Below are 20,757 nucleotides of genomic sequence, written 5' to 3'. Positions count from 1 at the left end.
AAGGTATGTCTGAAAATAAAACTGTCCGTTTTATCATTACCCGTCAGGATACTCCTGATTCAGCCCCTTATGACGAAGAATTTGTTCTCCCTTATCGTCCGAATATGAATGTTATTTCGGCTTTAATGGAAATTCGTCGAAATCCAGTGAATGCTAAAGGGGAAAAAACAACACCAATTTCGTGGGATATGAACTGTCTTGAAGAAGTATGCGGAGCTTGTTCAATGATCGTAAATGGAAAGCCACGCCAATCTTGTACGGCTCTAATTGATCAATTAGAGCAGCCTGTACGATTAGCGGCAATGACAACATTCCCAGTTATTCGCGATCTTCAAGTAGATCGTAGCAGAATGTTTGATTCATTGAAACGAGTGAAAGCTTGGATTCCAATTGATGGGACGTATGACCTTGGACCAGGGCCGCGTATGCCTGAAGGGAAGCGCCAATGGGCTTATGAGCTTTCCAAATGTATGACTTGTGGGGTTTGTTTGGAAGCTTGTCCAAACGTAAACGATAAAGCTGACTTTATTGGGCCAGCGCCATTATCACAAGTTCGTCTTTTTAATGCCCATCCAACAGGTGCAATGAACAAAGCAGAACGTTTAGAAGCGATTATGGGAGATGGTGGACTTGCAAATTGTGGAAACTCACAAAACTGTGTTCAATCTTGTCCAAAAGGAATCCCGTTGACGACGTCAATCGCTGCTTTAAATCGTGATACAAGTGTTCAAGCTTTCAAAAATTTCTTTGGCAGTGATCAAGTATAATTAAAAAAATCCTCTTTCTTATATGGAAAGGGGATTTTTTATCTCGCAGTTATTATCTAGCATCACCAACATTGTATTAACTAGGTCTTCTTCGTCATGAGTCCTTGGATAAGATAGAGACCGAAACGTATTTTCATAGAATTTCTTTAAGTTTTCTTTTGGGATGAGACGAATTAATTCACTCAATTGCTTTGTTTCTTGAACTACTCGTCACTAAAGTAACGAGATTCCTGCGAACACCGAGGTATCCCTCAGTTTTTTAGCAGGCTATCCCCGTCGCACCGACGGTTAGCAGTGCCAATGGCGTGAGTCTCCTGCGGTGGTGCAAACTTGTACATTTGAACTCACTGTACTTGCTTACTTTGCTTGGTTTTTGCTACTTCAGCAAGTGCAGGGCAAATGATGCTTGGATATTTTACGTGACAAAGCCTTTCTTGTCACAACCCCATATATCCAGTTTTCAAAGAACAACTTATACAGGAATATTATACTATAGGAACGAATGTTCTGGCTATCACTAACCGAAAATTCATCCCATGTCTAAAAACGGGCTTTGCCCTGCACGGGTGTTCTTTTCGGAAAACATAAAAACTAATCACCGTTGATGCTGCGATCACTTTAGGCGAAAAAAGATTTGAAGAATATGAAAGTGAGGTAGAAACTGCGGAAGCTTTATATGCTTAATTCAAAAGTGCGCGTATATAATCAATTTGCAAACAGGGTATTTTTCCTTGGAAAATTCGAGGGAGGTGCCCTGTTTAAGTTTTTAATAAAGGTAAAATGCATTTTTTGAGTCAGAAATGTAAATAATTTCAAAATAACTGCCCATATTCTGTTAAATTGTTGCTCCATCAAGGATTTGTAGTCACTCTGTATCTCATTCTTACATAAGATATCGTGACTAAATATACACCCACCCCGCAGTTCACAGCTGGCGAAGGCAAGGAGGGTTACTATACTTGAAGGAGAACGATTATACTCACAAGCCATTACTCACCAAACGAGAAAGAGAAGTATTCGAACTGTTGGTTCAAGACAAAACAACGAAAGAAATCGCTGGTGAATTATTTATAAGCGAGAAAACGGTTCGGAATCATATTTCAAACGCCATGCAAAAATTAGGCGTTAAGGGGCGTTCTCAAGCTGTTGTAGAGCTCCTTCGAATGGGAGAGCTAGAACTTTGATGTAAACCGATTGTCTTCGTAAGGAGTCGGTTATCAATTTTTCAGCGAAAAGAAATGCAGCCTGCATATTGCAAGGCTGCATTTCTTCTTGAAATTCTTTTGAAAATCGTAGAAAATAAGAGCACCGATAGAGTTTAGGAGTTGTTAATCACATGGAACTCGAGGAAACAAAGAATAATAGAGTAGTTGCAAGGATCGAAAAGGAATTAAGATATATATCTGGGATCATCAAACAGAAGGGTAGAGAAATATTAAAGGATTATTCGATTACCCCGCCGCAATTTGTGGCATTACAATGGTTGTTTGAAGATGGGGATATGACAATTGGGGAATTGTCGAATAAAATGTTTTTAGCGTTTAGTACGACAACCGATTTAGTGGATCGCATGGAAAAGAGCCACCTTGTCATTCGAGTAAAGGATCCAAATGATCGCAGAGTGGTCCGTATTCACTTGCTCGACGAGGGAAAACGGATTATCGATGAGGTCATTAAAGAACGTCGGCAATATTTAGAAGCCCTTTTGGTTAATTTCTCGGATGAGCAAATTGTCGTTTTAAAGGATAGTCTTGAAAAATTACATCAGGAAATGCGCGAAGAATGAGGCGAGATTTTGAACAGAGCGATTGGAATAATTGATTCAGGTGTTGGTGGATTGACCGTTGCAAAAGAAGTAATGAGACAGCTGCCTTATGAGCAAATTGTCTATCTTGGTGACACCGCACGTTGTCCATACGGACCGAGACCTGCTACTGAAGTGTTAAGGTATACATGGGAAATGACAAGCTTTTTAATGGAAAAACAGATAAAAATGTTGGTGATTGCCTGCAATACTGCTACAGCTGTTGCCCTCGAGGAAATTCGCTCAGAGCTGGCTATTCCAGTTATTGGTGTCATTGACCCAGGTGCTCGTACAGCGATAAAAATAACGAGTAATTATAACATAGGGATTATTGGAACGGAAGGAACGATTAAAAGTCGAGCTTATGAGCATGCTCTAAAAGCGATTAACAGGAGAACGAATGTATTTGCTTTGGCTTGCCCTAAATTTGTTCCGCTTGTTGAAAGTGGAGAAAATGATGGACATGTTGCCCAAAGAGTCGTTGTAGAAACCCTTAAACCATTAAAAAAAGAGAAGTTGGACACACTTATTTTAGGCTGTACACATTACCCTCTTCTTGAGTCTTTAATTAAAAAAGTTATGGGGGCGGAAGTCAATGTGATTAGTTCTGGGGAAGAAACTGCTCGTGAAGTCAGTACAATTCTTCATCATAACCGTATGTTAAATCAACGTGGAGAAGAACCGAACCATGAATTTTTTACTACAGGCTCAAAAGTGATTTTTTCAGATATTGCTACTCAATGGCTTGAAAGGCCGATTACGAACGTAAATACCATTCATCTTTAACGCTCCCAAACAGGGGGCTTTTTTTATTTTATTGTTGGAAGGAATTAGGAATGAAGTGAAACATTCTTTTCTTCTTTTTATAAAAAAAACGGTCAAGCCGGTCTAATTTTGCATTGGTCTCGTATAAATGATAGTACAAACTGTCTAATGGAGGGGATTTCATGTCTAAAAATAAAAATGCAACCTTTGTCATGGTAGCAACAATCGCGACGGCGGTATTTCTTTCGGGCTGTGGGTTATTTGGAGGGGGAGAAAAGAAACAAATAGATCCGCCACAAGATGTATCTTATTTGGAGGAAAGTGAAGTAGAAGTGGAAGAGTCTAACGGGACAGAAATGGATTCGGAGGCAACTGAAGAGGCGGTGGAATTAACGGTTCCGACAGAATTGTATTTGATTGACAAAAATGGATATGTTGTTTCACAAACGTTAAACCTACCTAAAACAGATGGTGTAGCTAAACAGGCGCTTGATCATTTAGTTGTAAATGGACCTGTTCAAGATCTGTTGCCAAATGGATTTAGGGCGGTATTGCCTGCTGATACAACTATGACCGTTAACATTAAAGAAGGGACAGCAATTGTTGACTTTTCTAATGAATTTGGCTCTTATAATGCGGAGGACGAATTAAGGATTCTTCAAGCTGTAACATGGACATTGACTCAATTTGAATCAATTGACCACGTGAAACTACAAATAAATGGGAAAGAGCTAGATAGCATGCCTGTTAATGGAACGCCAATACGGGAAGTGTTAAGCAGGGCAGATGGGATTAATGTAAACACAGAAGGAGTTGTCGATATGACTAATTCCAAAGCAATTACCGTCTATTATATCGGTGGTGAGCCAGAAAACTATTATTATGTACCGGTAACGAAGCGGGTTGAGAATAATCATCCGAATGATATCCAGTCAATCGTCAAGGAGTTAGCGGCAGGTCCTGGGTATGGTACAGGTTTACTTTCTGAATTTCAAACAGGGGTAAAGCTTATTGATGAACCTAAAATCGAAGATGGCATGGCGACTCTTGATTTTAATGAATCCATCTATGGGAGCTTTGAAGAAGAAAAAATTGTATCCGAGCATGTTTTAAATACATTGGTTCTTTCCATTACAGAACAACAAGGGGTTGATCGTGTTGCTGTTACTGTCAATGGGGAAGCAGATCTTGTAACAGATAATGGAAGAAAACTTGCTGAACCAGTTTCACGTCCTGAAAATGTAAACACAGGTAGTTTTTAAAAGGTGATTTTTTGTTATACTAATAAAGACAAAAAAAGAGGCAGACAAATGGGCTGCCTCTTATTTATCGTGTTTTTAGCATCACAAATTACGTGGGTTGGAATGAAAAGGAGGAATTTTGTCTATGCGTTTTGATGGGCGTGAACCGATGCAATTAAGGCCTGTACATATTGAAACAAATTATTTAAAGCATCCTGAAGGGTCCGTACTTATTACAGTAGGTGAAACGAAAGTGATTTGTGCTGCAAGCATTGAAGAAAAGGTCCCGCCTTTTATGAGGGGGCAAGGAAAAGGTTGGATCACTGCTGAATACTCAATGCTCCCAAGGGCGACGGATAAGCGAAACATTAGAGAATCGTCGAAAGGGAAAGTAACGGGTAGGACGATGGAGATTCAACGTTTAATTGGTCGTGTTTTACGATCAGTTGTGAACTTAGATGCAATTGGCGAACGAACCATTTGGATTGATTGTGATGTTATTCAAGCGGATGGCGGAACGAGGACAGCATCAATCACGGGGGCTTTTGTTGCTTTAACAATGGCATTGAATAAGCTTTATATAGATAAAAGACTGAAGGCTTGGCCAATTATTGATTATTTAGCTGCAACGAGTGTCGGAATCCTTAAAAGTGGAGAAGTAGTCGTCGACTTAAATTATATTGAAGATTCAACGGCGAATGTGGATATGAATGTCGTTATGACTGGAAATGGCGAGTTTGTTGAGCTACAAGGAACAGGGGAGGAAGCAACTTTTTCCTATGACCAACTTCATGAATTATTAAAAGGGGCACAAGGTGGTTTAATGGAGCTTTTTGAGTTTCAAAAACAAGCGCTCGGTGAAGAAGTACTTGCAAATATTGATAAGGTCAAAAAAGGGTAAGGAGATTGAATATGGAAGAAGTAATCATTGCTACGAAAAACAGGGGCAAAGCTAGAGAATTTGAACGGATTTTCAATGCGAAAGGTTTGAGTGTGAAAACATTGCTAGACTTCCCTGAAATCGAAGATGTTGAGGAAACTGGTACGACTTTTGAGGAAAATGCCATTATAAAAGCAGAAACAATTGCGAATATTGTAGGGAAAATGGTCATTGCTGATGACTCCGGTCTCGAAGTCGATGCTCTTGAAGGGCGGCCTGGTGTTTATTCGGCCCGCTATGCTGGAACAGAAAAAAATGATGAGGCGAATATTGATAAAGTGCTAACTGAATTGCAAGACATCCGAGAGAACGAACGAACGGCAAGATTTAGGTGTGTACTTGCCGTTGCTCGTCCTAATCGGGAAACGAAGACATTTGCTGGTACATGTGAAGGAAGAATTTTGCTGAAGCGGAAAGGAACGAATGGTTTCGGGTATGATCCAATCTTTTTTGTTGACGAGAAAGGATTGTCAATGGCAGAGCTAGCCCCTGAAGAAAAGAATAAAATTAGTCATCGAGCGAAAGCGATTCAAAAATTAGAGGCGAATCTTTCTTTAGTGGATGGACAATCATGAGCAAAATCTTAATCGTTAGTGATAGTCACGGTTCAACAGAAATGTTAGAAGAGCTCAAATTGAGACATCAGCAGGAAGTCAATCAAATGATTCACTGTGGGGATTCTGAACTTACAGATAATCATGAGTCGATTAATGGATACATAGCAGTAAAAGGAAATTGTGATTTTTATGGAGATTTTCCAGAAGAAGTGATTGTCGAGGTTGCTGAGTATAAAATTTTGGTCGTTCATGGTCATTTGTATTCGGTAAAATCTAGTTTGCTACGGCTTTCGTATCGAGCGGAAGAATTAGGAGCGAATATCGTTTGTTTTGGTCATTCTCATCTACTAGGTGCCGAGATGATTAAAGATGTTTTATTTATTAACCCTGGGAGCGTTAGGCTTCCTCGTGGACGGCGTGAGCGGACGTATGTCATTCTAGAACTAACCAATCAAAAAGCTCTTCTTCACGTATACGATATTGACCGAGGAAAGTTAGACTCGCTCACCGAAGAATTTTCGGTTTCAAAGTAAGGGGTACACGTATATAATGAATAGAGGAAGTGAAGTCTTCCTCTATTTTTTAAAAAATATATAAACCTGTTGACTTTCCGGTGTTCGTTTAATATAATAAATCTTGTCCTTAAGAAACAAATATTTTTAAAACATGTCCCAGTAGCTCAGCTGGATAGAGCAACGGCCTTCTAAGCCGTCGGTCGGGAGTTCGAATCTCTCCTGGGACGCTCTAAATGTCTTTTTATAAAAAAACGCCAATCCTTCACGGGTTGGCGTTTTTTTAAAATTTAGCACTGGTTATCTTTACTAATCTGCATTGGTTGTTAAATATTTCCACTGGCAATGTGAAGACTTTCTTACATGAAAATCCTGTAAGTGTAGTAAATTAATAAATAGAAAGAGGATGGAAGTAAGGTACTATTTTCCATCCGCCTTTCAAAATATTGCCGTTTTTTTATGTAGAATTTTTTTAGCCTCCTAACATCAATTTTTTAATGAAAAAAGACCGTTAATAAATAAACGCGTAAAAATCCGAAATGTAAGCGGATGCATAAGGAGGTATTAATCAAAATTATCGAAAATTTATAAAATGATATTGACGTAACCTCAAAATCAGCGTAAGATAGTCCTCAATTAAATGATTTTTCTAAAAAGAAAGTCTCACATCTCATAAGGGCTTAAATGAGCTATTTATAACTTTCGACATCTTCTGCACGATGAGATTTTAATCGTTTAAAGCGTTTAATGGAAAGAATAAGCATATTGAAAAAAGCAATAGATGTATTATAATGGCGATATCATGTGAATAAGAAAAAGCATTGACGAGGATAAGTAGTTTTGTGATGACCATCTACAGAGAGCCGGGTGTGGCTGTGAACCGGTGTTGGCTTATGAAATGAACTCCCCTCCGAGCATCGGTTTGAATGACAAACTAGTAAAGCCGATCGGGTGTAAGCCACCCGTTACCAAAGCGGACTTGAAACATAGTCCTTAAGTGCACGTAGAGCAAAACTGCTTACGTGAATAAGGGTGGTACCGTGGAACAGGTGATTATAGCCTTTTTCATCCCTTTGCCTACGTTAGGTAGGCATGTGGAGATGAGAAGGCTATTTTTATTGTAAAAAAATTCTATTAAGCAACTGCTAAAAAGTTGCAAATTATTCAAAAAAAACGTTAGGAGGCTGGGATGAATGTTGCAAGAAACTGCCTTTACTAAAGCAAAAGCTGATTCTGTATCTGTAACAGGTTCGGACCTTTTACTTGATGCTCTTAAGAAGGAAAAGGTAGAAGTGATTTTTGGATACCCAGGAGGAGCAGTGCTCCCAATCTATGATAAAATTTACGACTGTGACATCATGCATGTTTTGCCACGTCACGAGCAAGGTGGAATCCATGCTGCGGAGGGGTATGCAAGAGTCAGCGGCAAAGCTGGGGTTGTTATTGCCACTTCAGGTCCAGGTGCTACAAATATTGTTACAGGGCTTGCGGATGCGATGATGGATTCATTGCCACTAGTCGTTTTTACGGGGCAAGTTGCTACAGGAGTAATTGGAACAGATGCATTCCAAGAGGCAGATATTCTTGGGATTACTACACCAATCACAAAGTACAATTGCCAAGTAAGAAACATTGAAGATATTCCGAGAATTGTTAAAGAGGCGTTTCACATCGCAACGACTGGTCGTCCTGGGCCGGTGTTAATTGATATTCCAAAAGATGTGGCATCAGGAACAATTGAGCGGCCGGAAGAACCGGAAATTTTCCTTCCAGGTTACCAACCAACAATTGAACCAAATTATTTACAAATTCGTAAGTTAACGGAAGCTGTCAGTTCAGCTAAAAAACCAGTCATTTTAGCAGGTGCGGGTGTCTTATTTGCAAAAGCTTCGGACTTGCTTCGCGAGTATGCTGAACAACAACAATTGCCGGTTGTAAACACCCTTTTAGGGCTTGGCAGTTTTCCAGCAGACCATTCATTGTCACTAGGGATGGCCGGGATGCACGGATGCTACGCCGCGAATATGGCCTTGCACGAATCAGACCTATTAATCAATATCGGTGCTCGGTTCGATGACCGATTAACAGGGAAATTAAGTGATTTTGCTCCAAATGCAACAGTGGCTCACATTGATATTGACCCTGCTGAAATTGGTAAAAATATACCGACTGCCATCCCGGTTGTTGGTGATGCAAAAGAAGCGCTGAGCATGCTTATTAAGCAAAAAGGGAAGGTGTCTGAAAGTGGTGAATGGTTAGAAAAAGTTCAAGGATGGAAAAAGGAATATCCGTTCTGGTATGATAATCAAGAATCACCACTTAAACCACAGAAGGTAATGGAATTGCTATATGAAAAATCAAACGGAGAGGCAATCGTTGTAACAGATGTTGGGCAACATCAAATGTGGGCGGCTCAATATTATCCGTTGAAAAAGCCAAACACTTTAGTTACCTCGGGTGGTCTTGGCACGATGGGCTTCGGGCTTCCAGCTGCAATCGGTGCTCAGTTCGCACAACCTTCTGCTCGTGTAGTAGCTGTGATTGGGGATGCAGGGTTTCAAATGTCGTCACAAGAACTAGCTGTGATTAAAGAATTTAATCTACCGGTAACAATCTGTATTTTTAACAACCATTCACTTGGAATGGTAAGGCAGTGGCAAGAGTTATTTCATCAGGAACGATACTCACATAGCAAGATTTCTGTTCAGCCTTCCTTCGTAAAATTAGCGGAAGCATATGGAATCAAAGGATATGAAGTCACTTCAGAAACGGAAGCAGAAAGCATTTTAACAAAAGTGATGAACGACCGAGAACCTGTTCTTCTTGATTTCCGAATTGATAGCAAGGAGAATGTGTATCCAATGATTGCACCTGGAAAAGGGCATCAAGAAATGGTGGGGGTGAAAAAATGAAACGAATCATTACGCTAACTGTTTTAAACCGGCCTGGGGTGTTAAACAGGATTACCAACTTGTTTTCTAAACGGAACTATAATATTGAAAGCATATCCGTTGGACACACAGAACAGGAAGGAATCTCAAGAATCACTTGTGTTGTTCATGTAGACAATGATCGAATCATCGAACAGATTACAAAACAACTCAATAAGCAAATAGATGTATTAAAAGTAGCTGATATTAGTGAACAGGCGGTCGTAGCTCGTGAGTTAGCACTAATTAAAGTTCAAGCTCCACCCCAAACACGAAATGAAATATACTCTTTAATCGAGCCATTTCGTGCATCTGTTATCGATGTCGGGAAGGATAGTCTGATTATTCAAATTACAGGTGAATCAGACAAAATCGAGGCCTTTGTTGCACTTGTCAAACCATATGGGATTAAAGAAATGGCTCGTACAGGAGCAACAGCTTTCCCACGAAGCAGCCAACGAACAAATCAAAATAAAAATTTTTCAATAGTTTAAAATCATTCCAAACTATTGTAAAATAATAAAAGCACTAAATGCTGAAAAACAACTAAAGGGAGAGATAAATAATGGCAAAAATGTATTATAACGGAGATGCTAATCCACAGTATTTACAAGGAAAGAAAGTTGCAGTAATTGGATACGGTTCACAAGGTCATGCTCATTCACAAAACCTACGCGATAGCGGAGTAGAAGTAATCATTGGTCTTCGCCAAGGAGGCTCTTGGGATAAAGCAGTAGAAGATGGCTTTCAAGTATATTCAGTAGGAGAAGCAACAGCTCAAGCAGACGTGGTCATGATTCTTCTACCAGACGAATTACAACCGACTGTTTACAATAACGAAATTGCACCAAACCTAACAAACCAAGCATTAATGTTCGCTCACGGTTTCAATATCCACTTCAACCAAATCAAAGCACCTAAAGAGTCTGATGTCCTGTTGGTTGCTCCTAAAGGTCCTGGTCACCTTGTAAGACGTGTATATACAGAAGGCGCTGGAGTACCTGCTCTATTCGCTATTCATCAAGACGTTACAGGTAATGCACGTGAACTTGCTTTATCTTATGCATACGGAATCGGATCTCTTCGTGCCGGAGCATTAGAAACAACTTTCAAAGAGGAAACAGAAACGGATCTTTTCGGTGAGCAAGCAGTTCTTTGCGGTGGAGTTTCTGCTCTAGTAAAGGCAGGCTTCGAAACATTAACAGAAGCTGGTTATCAACCAGAACTTGCTTACTTTGAATGTTTACACGAATTGAAATTAATCGTTGATTTAATGTACGAAGGTGGTCTTGAAGGAATGCGTTATTCCATCTCTGACACAGCTCAATGGGGAGATTTTGTCACTGGACCACGTATTGTCACACCAGCTGTTAAGGCTGAAATGCAAGCAGTATTAAAAGATATCCAAGAAGGTCGTTTTGCAAAAGGTTGGATCTTAGAAAACCAAGCTAACCGTCCTGAATTTACTGCTATCAATGAAAATGAGAAGCAACATCCAATCGAAGTAGTTGGACGTGAGTTAAGAGCTATGATGCCATTCGTAAACCAAGGGAAAAAGAAAGAAGTGACAACTGCTGCAAAAGGTTAAGATTTTCGGAATGCTTTAAAGCTAAGAAGAGTGATAAGAAATCAACCTTTACAATTTAAAAAGTAAAAAACTGCTAAGCAGCTGGAAAAGGTAAATGTGGATATTATTGAAGCAGGATTTCCAGCTGCTTCTACTTATAATTCATGAACGAAGAGATTCAGGTAGCAACATTTTCAGGGCCGGAGTATTTAAGCCCTTTATAATACAAATATGTGTGAACATATCTTTTAAACTATTATATTTTGAATGCAACCGGGCTACGCGCTACTCCGCCTATGTCTTCGCCCTTAAGGGACTCGCCAATTTAGCGACTATTCTTAAAGGCCTCTGCCAAAAAGCGTATATAAGTGCATAAATCCGTGTGATATAGATGAATGACAGTCCTGAATTAGCTCTTAATAAATATTTTATTTGATCATAATGGAGGGAAACTCATGAAAAAGACGATTGCAGTCTTGCCGGGAGATGGCATCGGGAAGGAGGTAACCCGAGGTGCCGTAAGCGTACTAAATGCGGTTGGAGAACGGTTTGGCCATCAATTTACTTTTAATTATGCAAGCATTGGGGGAGGAGCAATTGATGAATTTGAAACCCCGCTCCCAGATGAGACAATTGAAGTTTGTAAGAACAGTGACGCTGTTCTTCTAGGAGCAGTTGGTGGTCCGAAATGGGAAAATCTTCCGGGTGATCTTCGTCCAGAAAAAGGACTTCTTCGCATCAGGAAAGAGTTGAACCTTTATGCTAATTTAAGACCTGTCAGTTATTATGCTGCAACAGCAGAAAACTCCCCGCTTCGTCCGGAAATCATTGAAGGTGCTGATATGCTAGTTGTCAGAGAACTTACTGGCGGCCTATACTTCGGAAAACCTAGTGAAAGAAGACAAGTTGATGGGGAAGATGGTGTTGTTGATACTCTTTCCTATAAGAAGTCGGAGATTGAACGAATTATCCGACTTGCCTTTGAACTTGCTGAAAAGCGGGGAAAAAAAGTAACCTCTGTTGATAAAGCAAATGTATTAGAATCAAGCAGAGTATGGCGGGAAACAGCTGAGGAAGTGGCAAAGGACTTTCCTGAAGTAAAGGTAGAGCATATGCTTGTTGATAACGCTGCTATGCAGTTAATTAAAAATCCGAAGCAATTTGATGTGCTCGTAACCGAAAATATGTTTGGTGACATTTTAAGTGATGAGGCATCTGTCTTAACAGGCTCATTAGGGATGCTACCTTCAGCAAGCATTTCCGTAGAGGGTCCAAATCTTTATGAACCGATCCACGGTTCGGCTCCTGATATTGAAGGGAAGAATATTGCGAATCCTGTTGCGATGATATTATCTGCTGCGATGATGTTAAAAACATCCTTTGGTCTAGATAAAGAAGCTGAAGCAATCGAATCTGCGGTAAGACAAGTTTTGGAGTCTGGTAGTAGAACAAGTGATATTGCCAATGGGAAGAAAGCAATTGGTACAAATGAAATGATTGAGGAAATCAAGGCAACGATTCTTGAAAATCAAGCAACTTTAAATAAAATGAACAATAATTCTTAAAAAGAGGAGGGGGAAAAATGGTGAAAACGATTATTGATAAGCTTTGGGAAAATCATATTGTTCATCAAGAAGAAGGGAAACCAGACCTTCTCTATATTGATCTTCATTTAGTTCATGAAGTTACGTCTCCACAAGCTTTCTCTGGATTAAGAATGAAAAATCGGAAAGTGAGAAGGCCAGATTTGACGTTCGCAACAGTGGATCATAATGTACCGACGATTAATCGGATGAACATAACAGACCCAGTTGCTAAAAAACAAATGGACACATTAAGAACGAATTGTGAAGATTACGGCATCGAGTTAGCGGATTTAAATAGTCCAAATCAAGGAATCGTCCATGTTATCGGTCCAGAACTGGGCTTAACACAGCCAGGGAAAACGATTGTTTGCGGAGATAGCCATACATCCACGCATGGTGCATTCGGAGCGTTGGCGTTTGGAATCGGAACAAGTGAAGTAGAGCATGTATTAGCGACACAAACGATCTGGCAATCAAAGCCGAAAACACTAAAAGTACAAATTGATGGAGAGCTAGGACAAGGAGTACTTTCTAAAGATGTAATCCTCTATGTGCTTGCAAAACACGGTGTGAATTTTGGAACTGGACATATTATCGAATATTGTGGGGAAGTCATTCGAAATATGACGATGGAAGAACGCATGACCGTATGTAATATGTCAATTGAAGGTGGAGCAAGAGCGGGCCTTGTAGCACCTGATGATACAACCGTTGAATATTTGCGTGGCCGACAATATGTTCCAGACGGTCCAGAATTTGAAGCATTGGCTGAAAAATGGAAGGCCCTTGCATCAGATGAAGGTGCTGTTTACGATCAAGAAATTTATATTGATGGTAGCGAAATTACACCGATGGTGAGTTGGGGTACAAACCCAGGACAAACTGCTCCTGTTACCGGGAGAGTCCCGTACTTAAGCGAGAGTAAAAATGAAAATGATAGAAGAGCAGTCGAGAGCGCGCTAACTTATATGGACTTTACCGAAGGCCAAAAAATAAGTGATATTAACATTCAAAAAGTTTTCATCGGTTCTTGTACAAACTCACGTTTAGAAGATTTACGAAAAGCTGCAGCTGTGGCAAAAGGTAGAAAGGTACAACAAGGTGTACAAGCAATTGTTGTTCCAGGTTCACAAACAGTTAAAATGGAGGCCGAAGCAGAAGGGCTTGATAAAATCTTCTTAGAAGCAGGTTTTGAATGGAGAGAGTCTGGCTGTAGCATGTGTTTAAGCATGAACGCGGATGTCGTCCCTGCAGGAGAGCATTGTGCATCGACGTCAAACAGAAACTTTGAAGGGCGCCAAGGAGCTGGAGCGAGAACACATCTTGTTAGTCCGGCGATGGCAGCGGCTGCTGCCGTTCACGGTCATTTCGTGGACGTACGCAACATAGAAACTGCTGAATTGGTTTAGTAAATGTAAGCAAGGAAGAACATGAAAGGAGAGGTGACAATGGCAGGGCTAACTACATTTCGCGGAAAAGCGGCTGGTATGGACAGGGTCAACGTCGACACAGATCAAATTATTCCGAAGCAGTTTTTGAAACGCACTGAAAAAACAGGTTTTGGGCAATTCCTTTTTTACGATTGGCGTTTCCTTTCAGATGGAACACCGAACCCTGAGTTTGAATTGAACCGTCCAGAAAACGAAGGAGCAACACTCCTCGTTGCTAATGAAAACTTTGGCTGTGGTTCGTCGAGGGAACATGCTCCATGGGCGCTACAAGATTATGGCTTCCAAGTAATTATCGCTCCCTCATTTGCAGATATCTTTAAGCAAAATTGTTTGAAAAATGGGATGCTTCCAGTTGCATTAACAGATGAAGAAATCCAATATTTACTTAAAAAGACACAAAATCAACCGTATGAGCTGACTGTTTCAGTGGAAGATAAAACTGTAACAGATTCAGATGGGTTCAAAGCAGAATTTGATATCACCCCATATTGGCAAAAGATGCTTATAAATGGATGGGATGAAATTGAATTAACTTTGCAGCTAGACGAACAAATAACAAAATATGAACAATCACGTTAAAAAGATTTACGGCCATTTGGCTGTGAATCTTTTTGTTTTTTTGAGATTTCATGCTAAACTAACGAAAAAAAGCTAATTGAAAGCAAATGCAAACTCTAGCTTGATGAAAAGGATGAAGGCGGGATCGTACATGACAAAACAGAAAACAAATAAAGATAATATCATTCTGTTTCCAGATCTTGAAAAGCGCCTACTTGAAAGGGGAATGGAAAGGCTCAAGGAAAAAAACTTCCGGGAGGCCATCGAATTATTGGAACAAATTCGCTCATTCGACTCAGAGAACAGTGAGGCTTATATCGGTCTTGTTCTCGCTTATTTCGAGTCTGGTCAATCAACCGAAGCAAAAACTTTAGTAGAAGAAATGTTAAAAAAAGGAATCGGAGATTATATTCAAGTTGTCGATCTATATATCATGGTTCTCATTCAATTGAGTGAATATGATGTGGTCGTGACAACGTTAGAAGCCTTGCTCGAGGAGAAAGAAATCCCTAAGGAAAAATACGAGCATTTTTCTAAGCTCTTGCATTTTAGCAGGAATATGGTCGAGGAACATAGCAATATGGAAGCGAATGAAGCATTCATAAAAGAGGCGGAAGGGGAAAGACTTAGCTTATTTACATATAAGGACCCTAAGGATCAAATGCTGATAGCAGCTAGATTAGCAAAGGAGAATATTCGTCCATACATTCAAGAAGTTAAGAAGTATCTTCAGTCGGAAGAAGGTCATCCGTTCCAAAAATCGTTGCTATTGAATATTTTGCGAGAGCAGGATTATAACCAACAGCTTGAAGTGAAAAAATTTGAGTTGCAGCAATCTTTTACCCCTTCAGAATTACCCGAAATTCATGAACTGGATAAAATAAAAGATGTATCGGCAGCTCTTGCTAAAATGCTTGAAAATGAAGATCCAGTTTTATGCGAAAATATTAAAAGTATGGTCGAAAGGCATTTTTTTCTTATTTATCCATTTAATCCATACCCGGAAGATGCAAGCGCTTGGGCGGCCGCATATCATTTTATAGCGAACAGCTACTATGGTCATGAGGATTCACTAGCAATGTATGCGGATAAATATGGGAGTATAGAAAGAGAGACAGAAGAAGCTCTTTATTTTATTAAGAAATTAGAAGAAATTTCTTACCCAATCAATTAGGAGCTGTTGAAACGAAGAAATCCTGTGTTATAATGTAGTGGTTGTATTATGTAAAAATCAATCTATTTTACATTTAATCTGGAATATTGCTTGCACGTTCAAGAGATATTCATTGCCGTAAAGGACATGATAATAGATTTGTTGGAGGGAAACATATGTCTGCAAAATGGGAAAAACAAGAAGGGAACCAAGGAGTTCTTACATTTGAAGTGAATGCAGAAAAGTTTAATGAAGGCTTAGATGTTGCATTCAAAAAAGTAGTGAAAACAATTAACGTACCTGGTTTCCGTAAAGGAAAAATGCCACGCCAAATGTTTGAAAAGCGTTTTGGTGTAGAGGCTTTGTATCAAGATGCAATTGATCATTTACTTCCAGAAGCTTATTCAAATGCGATTGACGAAACTGGGATTGAGCCAGTTGATCGTCCCGAAATCGATGTCGAACAAGTGGAAAAAGGTAAAAGCCTAATCTTCAAAGCAAATGTTACTGTCAAGCCTGAAGTAAAGCTTGGTGACTACAAAGGTTTAGAAGTTGAAGCATTTGATACAGAAGTAACAGATGAAGAAGTTGAAGCTGAGTTGAAGTCACTTCAAGAACGTCATGCTGAGCTTGTTGTTAAAGAAGAGGGCAAAGCAGAAAATGGTGACACAGTAGTGATGGACTTTGAAGGCTTTGTTGATGGCGAAGCATTTGAAGGTGGACAAGCTGAAAACTATACGCTTGAACTTGGATCTGGAAGCTTTATCCCTGGGTTTGAAGAGCAACTTGTCGGTTTAACAGCTGGAGAAGAAAAAGAAGTTGAAGTGAATTTCCCAGAAGAATATCATGCAACTGAACTTGCAGGAAAGCCTGCTGTGTTCAAAGTCAAAGTTCATGAAATTAAAGGAAAAGAATTACCAGCATTAGATGACGATTTTGCAAAAGATGTTGATGAAGAAGTTGAAACAATTGAGGCGTTGAAAGAAAAAACAAAAGATCGCTTAAAGCATGATAAAGAACATAAGAAAGAACATCACATCCAAGACACAATTGTTGAAAAAGCAGCTGAAAATGCAGAAATTGATATTCCTGAAGTAATGATCAATAACGAAGTTGATCGTATGCTACAAGAATTTGAGCAACGTCTGCAAATGCAAGGAATGAATCTTGAACTTTACTTCCAGTTCTCTGGACAAGATGAAGCAGCACTACGTGAACAAATGCAAGAAGATGCAGGGAAACGCGTTCGTGTAAACTTAACGCTCGAAGCAATTGCGAAAGCTGAAAACATCGAAGTTACCGAAGAGGATGTAAATAAAGAGCTAGAAACGATGTCTGGAGCTTATAATATGGACGTTGAGCAAATTAAGATGGCGCTTGGCGGCAATGTTGACGCAATAAAAAGTGATCTTCAACTAAAAAAAGCAGTCGAATTCCTTGTAGAAAACAGTAAAACTGTTGCATAATAGAATTAACTAGATAGAAACAAGGCGCGATTAAATCGTGCCTTGTTTTGTACCATCATTCGATACATACAAAAAACAATGGCTAGCGGAGGCCTAAGTTTTGAAAGTCAATTTGTCATATCAGCGATTGAAGGAACATATTTTTGGATAAGCTTAGTTAAAGTACATAATTTTTTTAGCAAATAGACACTGTTGCATTTCTACGACCATTATTATTTCCTGTACATTGGAAATTGTGTTACAATGCAGTACATACCTGTATCTATCGTTAACAATTAATTGAATGATGGTTGCTTTACATCCGCAGCTTTATCATATTGCGAATAAGTTTTCACAGAGGGGTGAAGAAAATGTTTAAATTTAATGATGAAAAAGGACAGCTTAAATGTTCTTTTTGTGGAAAAACCCAAGATCAAGTGCGCAAGCTTGTTGCAGGACCAGGAGTATATATATGTGATGAGTGTATTGAATTATGCACGGAAATCGTTGAGGAAGAGCTTGGAACTGAAGAAGAAGTGGAATTTAAAGATGTTCCAAAGCCACGAGAAATTCGTGAAATTCTCGATGAATATGTAATCGGCCAAGATCAAGCAAAGAAAAATCTTTCTGTGGCAGTTTACAATCACTATAAGCGAATTAATTCAAACAGCAAGATTGATGATGTAGAACTTGCGAAAAGTAATATTGTAATGATAGGACCTACTGGTAGCGGGAAGACGCTTTTAGCACAAACGCTAGCGCGAATACTAAATGTACCGTTTGCGATTGCTGATGCCACTTCATTGACGGAGGCTGGATATGTCGGTGAAGATGTAGAAAATATTTTGCTGAAACTAATTCAGTCGGCTGACTATGACGTCGAAAAAGCAGAAAAAGGAATCATCTATATTGATGAAATCGACAAGATTGCCCGTAAATCAGAAAACCCATCGATTACTCGCGATGTATCTGGAGAAGGTGTTCAGCAAGCATTGCTGAAAATCTTAGAAGGAACTGTAGCTAGTGTTCCGCCACAAGGAGGGAGAAAGCATCCGCATCAAGAGTTTATACAAATTGACACCGGTAACATTCTATTTATTTGTGGCGGTGCGTTTGATGGAATTGAGCAAATCATTAAGAGAAGATTAGGACAAAAAGTCATTGGCTTTGGTTCTGATACTAAGAAAGAAGATGTAGCTCAGCATGAATTGCTTTCTCGAGTTCTTCCGGAAGATTTATTAAAATTTGGACTTATTCCTGAATTTATTGGACGTCTCCCAGTTACAGCTAGTCTTGAGCAATTAGATGAAGATGCATTGGTTGAAATCTTAACAAAGCCGAAAAATGCGTTGGTAAAACAATATCAAAAAATGCTTGAACTAGACAATGTGGAATTGGAATTCGAAGAAGATGCACTTAGGGAGATTGCAAAAAATGCAATTGAGCGAAAAACAGGTGCTCGTGGATTAAGATCCATTATTGAAGCTATTATGCTTGATGTAATGTTTGATCTTCCATCCCGTGATGATATCGTTAAATGCATTATTACAAAAGAAACGGTCGACCAATCAAGTCCACCACAACTTGTGCTTGAAGATGGTTCCGTTGACAAAGGTGAACGAAATTCTGCATAGTGAAAGAAACCTGGTATAATGCCAGGTTTTTTCTTTTGCTTAAATATAAAAAGCTCCTCGATATTTGACTGAAATTCTTGTTTATTCCACCCCCATGAGGGAGATACTAAAGGAAAGTCAACATGAACTAGTCAGGAGGAATCTACTTTGAGTTGGACGGGGATTGCCTTATTTGTACAGCTTTTCTTTGGGATTGTTATTGGGCTATATTTTTGGAACTTATTAAAAAATCAGCGTACCCAAAAAGTTTCAATAGACAGAGAGTCCAAAAAGGAGATGGATCAACTAAAAAAAATGCGCTCAATCTCGCTCAGTGAACCTTTAGCAGAAAAGGTTCGGCCATCTAATTTTAAGGATATCGTAGGGCAACAAGATGGAATTAAAGCATTAAAAGCCGCTTTATGTGGGCCAAATCCACAACATGTAATCATTTATGGACCACCAGGAGTGGGAAAAACAGCTGCAGCGAGATTAGTGTTAGAAGAGGCGAAAAAAAATGAAAAATCCCCTTTTAAAAACGAATCCGTATTTGTTGAACTCGATGCAACAACGGCAAGGTTCGATGAACGAGGGATTGCTGATCCATTGATCGGCTCCGTTCACGACCCTATCTATCAAGGGGCAGGAGCAATGGGACAAGCAGGAATTCCGCAACCGAAGCAAGGTGCTGTGACAAATGCTCATGGTGGTGTCCTGTTTATTGATGAAATTGGTGAACTCCACCCCATTCAAATGAATAAACTACTAAAGGTATTAGAAGATCGAAAAGTATTTCTCGAAAGCGCTTATTATAATGAAGAAAATACGCAAATTCCTACACATATCCATGATATTTTTAAAAATGGTCTTCCAGCTGATTTTCGTCTTGTGGGTGCTACAACGAGAACGCCGAATGAAATTCCACCAGCGATTCGGTCACGTTGTATGGAAGTGTTTTTTCGCGAGCTGACGCAAGAGGAAATTTCAGCGGTGGCGAAAAATGCAGCTGAAAAAGTGAATCTTTCTATTAGTGATGAAGCGATTTTGATTTTATCTTCATATTGTAGGAATGGCCGAGAAGCCGTAAACATGGTGCAAATTGCCGCAGGCTTAGCAATTACGGAAGAACGAAATTATATAAAAGAAGAAGAAGTCGAATGGGTCGTTCATGCAAGTCAGTTAACACCAAGAATGGAACGAAAAATTCATGAAAAATCTGCGATTGGGCTCGTAAATGGACTAGCCGTATACGGACCAAATACAGGAGCTTTACTCGAAATTGAGGTAACGGTTATTAAGGCAAAAGAGAAGGGCAGTATAAATATTACCGGAATTGTCGAAGAAGAGAGCATTGGCGGTCAAGGAAAATCGATTCGCCGCAAAAGTATGGCAAGGGGATCTATTGAAAATGTAATAACCGTATTACGATCAATGGGTGTACCAGCCGATGAATATGATATACATGTAAACTTTCCAGGTGGCATCCCAATTGATGGTCCCTCGGCAGGAATTGCGATGGCGACAGGGATTTATTCAGCCATTTATAAACTCCCGGCTGACCATACGGTTGCAATGACTGGGGAAATTAGCATTCATGGCCATGTGAAGCCAGTTGGTGGTGTATATGCTAAGATAAAGGCAGCGAAATTAGCCGGTGCGAAGCGAGTAATTATCCCGCAAGAAAATGTTCAATCGATTTTAAAAGAAATAACAGGAATTGAAATCATCCCTGTTAGTGACCTAAGTGAAGTATTTGAACTCGCGGTCGTGAAAGAACAGACAACAACCGAGAAGATAATCGCTTCATCCCATCGCCAACAAATGCTATCAGCTTCATCAGACTTTAGTGAGAAGGAAAGTGTTTAATC

General features: G+C 39.6%; 18 protein-coding genes, 1 tRNA gene and 1 other annotated feature. All 19 genes read left to right on the top strand.

The window, feature by feature from the left end:
* Positions 1 to 5 precede the first annotated feature (5 nt).
* The 19 genes from sdhB to lonB all read left to right on the top strand — a co-directional run bounded on the left by sdhB (position 6) and on the right by lonB (position 20,755).
* Complete coding sequence (sdhB, locus tag GNT69_RS09305; RefSeq protein ID WP_203554667.1) at positions 6 to 767, top strand: succinate dehydrogenase iron-sulfur subunit; 762 nt, start codon at positions 6 to 8, stop codon at positions 765 to 767.
* A 959-nt stretch (positions 768 to 1,726) separates the two neighbouring features.
* Positions 1,727 to 1,951, top strand: coding sequence for a spore germination transcription factor GerE (gene gerE / locus GNT69_RS09300; RefSeq protein WP_026572264.1), 225 nt, complete (start codon positions 1,727 to 1,729; stop codon positions 1,949 to 1,951).
* 152 nt (positions 1,952 to 2,103) lie between these two features.
* Positions 2,104 to 2,553, top strand: coding sequence for a MarR family winged helix-turn-helix transcriptional regulator (locus GNT69_RS09295; RefSeq protein WP_203554666.1), 450 nt, complete (start codon positions 2,104 to 2,106; stop codon positions 2,551 to 2,553).
* Positions 2,554 to 2,562: 9 nt separating this feature from the next.
* Positions 2,563 to 3,357: a glutamate racemase gene (racE, locus tag GNT69_RS09290; protein WP_203554665.1), complete on the top strand. Its 795-nt coding sequence runs from the start codon at positions 2,563 to 2,565 to the stop codon at positions 3,355 to 3,357.
* A 161-nt stretch (positions 3,358 to 3,518) separates the two neighbouring features.
* The gene (locus tag GNT69_RS09285) at positions 3,519 to 4,598 is read left to right on the top strand and encodes a GerMN domain-containing protein (RefSeq protein WP_203554664.1); all 1,080 of its coding nucleotides are present in this window, start codon (positions 3,519 to 3,521) and stop codon (positions 4,596 to 4,598) included.
* A gap of 124 nt (positions 4,599 to 4,722) precedes the next feature.
* Positions 4,723 to 5,478, top strand: coding sequence for a ribonuclease PH (gene rph, locus GNT69_RS09280; protein ID WP_203554663.1), 756 nt, complete (start codon positions 4,723 to 4,725; stop codon positions 5,476 to 5,478).
* Between the two features lie 11 nt (positions 5,479 to 5,489).
* Positions 5,490 to 6,092 carry an XTP/dITP diphosphatase gene (locus tag GNT69_RS09275; RefSeq protein WP_203554662.1) on the top strand — a complete coding sequence of 201 codons (603 nt, stop codon included), beginning with the start codon at positions 5,490 to 5,492 and terminating at the stop codon, positions 6,090 to 6,092.
* Complete coding sequence (locus tag GNT69_RS09270; RefSeq protein ID WP_203554661.1) at positions 6,089 to 6,607, top strand: metallophosphoesterase family protein; 519 nt, start codon at positions 6,089 to 6,091, stop codon at positions 6,605 to 6,607. The genes GNT69_RS09275 and GNT69_RS09270 overlap by 4 nt, the downstream gene beginning before the upstream one ends.
* Positions 6,608 to 6,742: 135 nt before the next feature.
* Positions 6,743 to 6,816: transfer RNA gene (locus tag GNT69_RS09265), tRNA-Arg, on the top strand.
* Between the two features lie 582 nt (positions 6,817 to 7,398).
* Positions 7,399 to 7,662: a binding site (T-box leader), on the top strand.
* Positions 7,663 to 7,779: 117 nt separating this feature from the next.
* Positions 7,780 to 9,498, top strand: a complete 1,719-nt coding sequence (ilvB, locus tag GNT69_RS09260) for an acetolactate synthase large subunit (RefSeq protein WP_203554660.1) — start codon at positions 7,780 to 7,782, stop codon at positions 9,496 to 9,498.
* On the top strand, positions 9,495 to 10,010 hold the full coding sequence (ilvN, locus tag GNT69_RS09255; protein WP_203554659.1) for an acetolactate synthase small subunit: 516 nt from the start codon (positions 9,495 to 9,497) through the stop codon (positions 10,008 to 10,010). The genes ilvB and ilvN overlap by 4 nt, the downstream gene beginning before the upstream one ends.
* Before the next feature lie 71 nt (positions 10,011 to 10,081).
* Positions 10,082 to 11,104, top strand: a complete 1,023-nt coding sequence (ilvC, locus tag GNT69_RS09250) for a ketol-acid reductoisomerase (protein ID WP_203554658.1) — start codon at positions 10,082 to 10,084, stop codon at positions 11,102 to 11,104.
* A gap of 434 nt (positions 11,105 to 11,538) precedes the next feature.
* A complete protein-coding gene (gene leuB / locus GNT69_RS09245; protein WP_203554657.1) occupies positions 11,539 to 12,648 on the top strand; it encodes a 3-isopropylmalate dehydrogenase in 1,110 nt (369 codons plus the stop codon).
* A 17-nt stretch (positions 12,649 to 12,665) separates the two neighbouring features.
* On the top strand, positions 12,666 to 14,078 hold the full coding sequence (leuC, locus tag GNT69_RS09240) for a 3-isopropylmalate dehydratase large subunit (RefSeq protein WP_203554656.1): 1,413 nt from the start codon (positions 12,666 to 12,668) through the stop codon (positions 14,076 to 14,078).
* A 39-nt stretch (positions 14,079 to 14,117) separates the two neighbouring features.
* On the top strand, positions 14,118 to 14,699 hold the full coding sequence (gene leuD / locus GNT69_RS09235) for a 3-isopropylmalate dehydratase small subunit (protein WP_203554655.1): 582 nt from the start codon (positions 14,118 to 14,120) through the stop codon (positions 14,697 to 14,699).
* 130 nt (positions 14,700 to 14,829) lie between these two features.
* Positions 14,830 to 15,852, top strand: coding sequence for a tetratricopeptide repeat protein (locus GNT69_RS09230; RefSeq protein WP_203554654.1), 1,023 nt, complete (start codon positions 14,830 to 14,832; stop codon positions 15,850 to 15,852).
* A gap of 155 nt (positions 15,853 to 16,007) precedes the next feature.
* Positions 16,008 to 17,297 (top strand): trigger factor, encoded by a 1,290-nt coding sequence (gene tig / locus GNT69_RS09225; RefSeq protein ID WP_203554653.1) that lies wholly within the window; start codon positions 16,008 to 16,010, stop codon positions 17,295 to 17,297.
* A 350-nt stretch (positions 17,298 to 17,647) separates the two neighbouring features.
* A complete protein-coding gene (gene clpX, locus GNT69_RS09220; RefSeq protein ID WP_203554652.1) occupies positions 17,648 to 18,910 on the top strand; it encodes an ATP-dependent protease ATP-binding subunit ClpX in 1,263 nt (420 codons plus the stop codon).
* 147 nt (positions 18,911 to 19,057) lie between these two features.
* Complete coding sequence (lonB, locus tag GNT69_RS09215; protein ID WP_203554651.1) at positions 19,058 to 20,755, top strand: ATP-dependent protease LonB; 1,698 nt, start codon at positions 19,058 to 19,060, stop codon at positions 20,753 to 20,755.
* Positions 20,756 to 20,757 lie beyond the last annotated feature (2 nt).

It is taken from the genome of Bacillus sp. B15-48, from assembly GCF_016879755.1.
Classification (GTDB): domain Bacteria; phylum Bacillota; class Bacilli; order Bacillales; family Cytobacillaceae; genus Mesobacillus_B.
The sequence above is the reverse complement of the archived record's forward strand: the minus strand, read 5'-3'. Positions and strand labels throughout refer to the sequence as shown.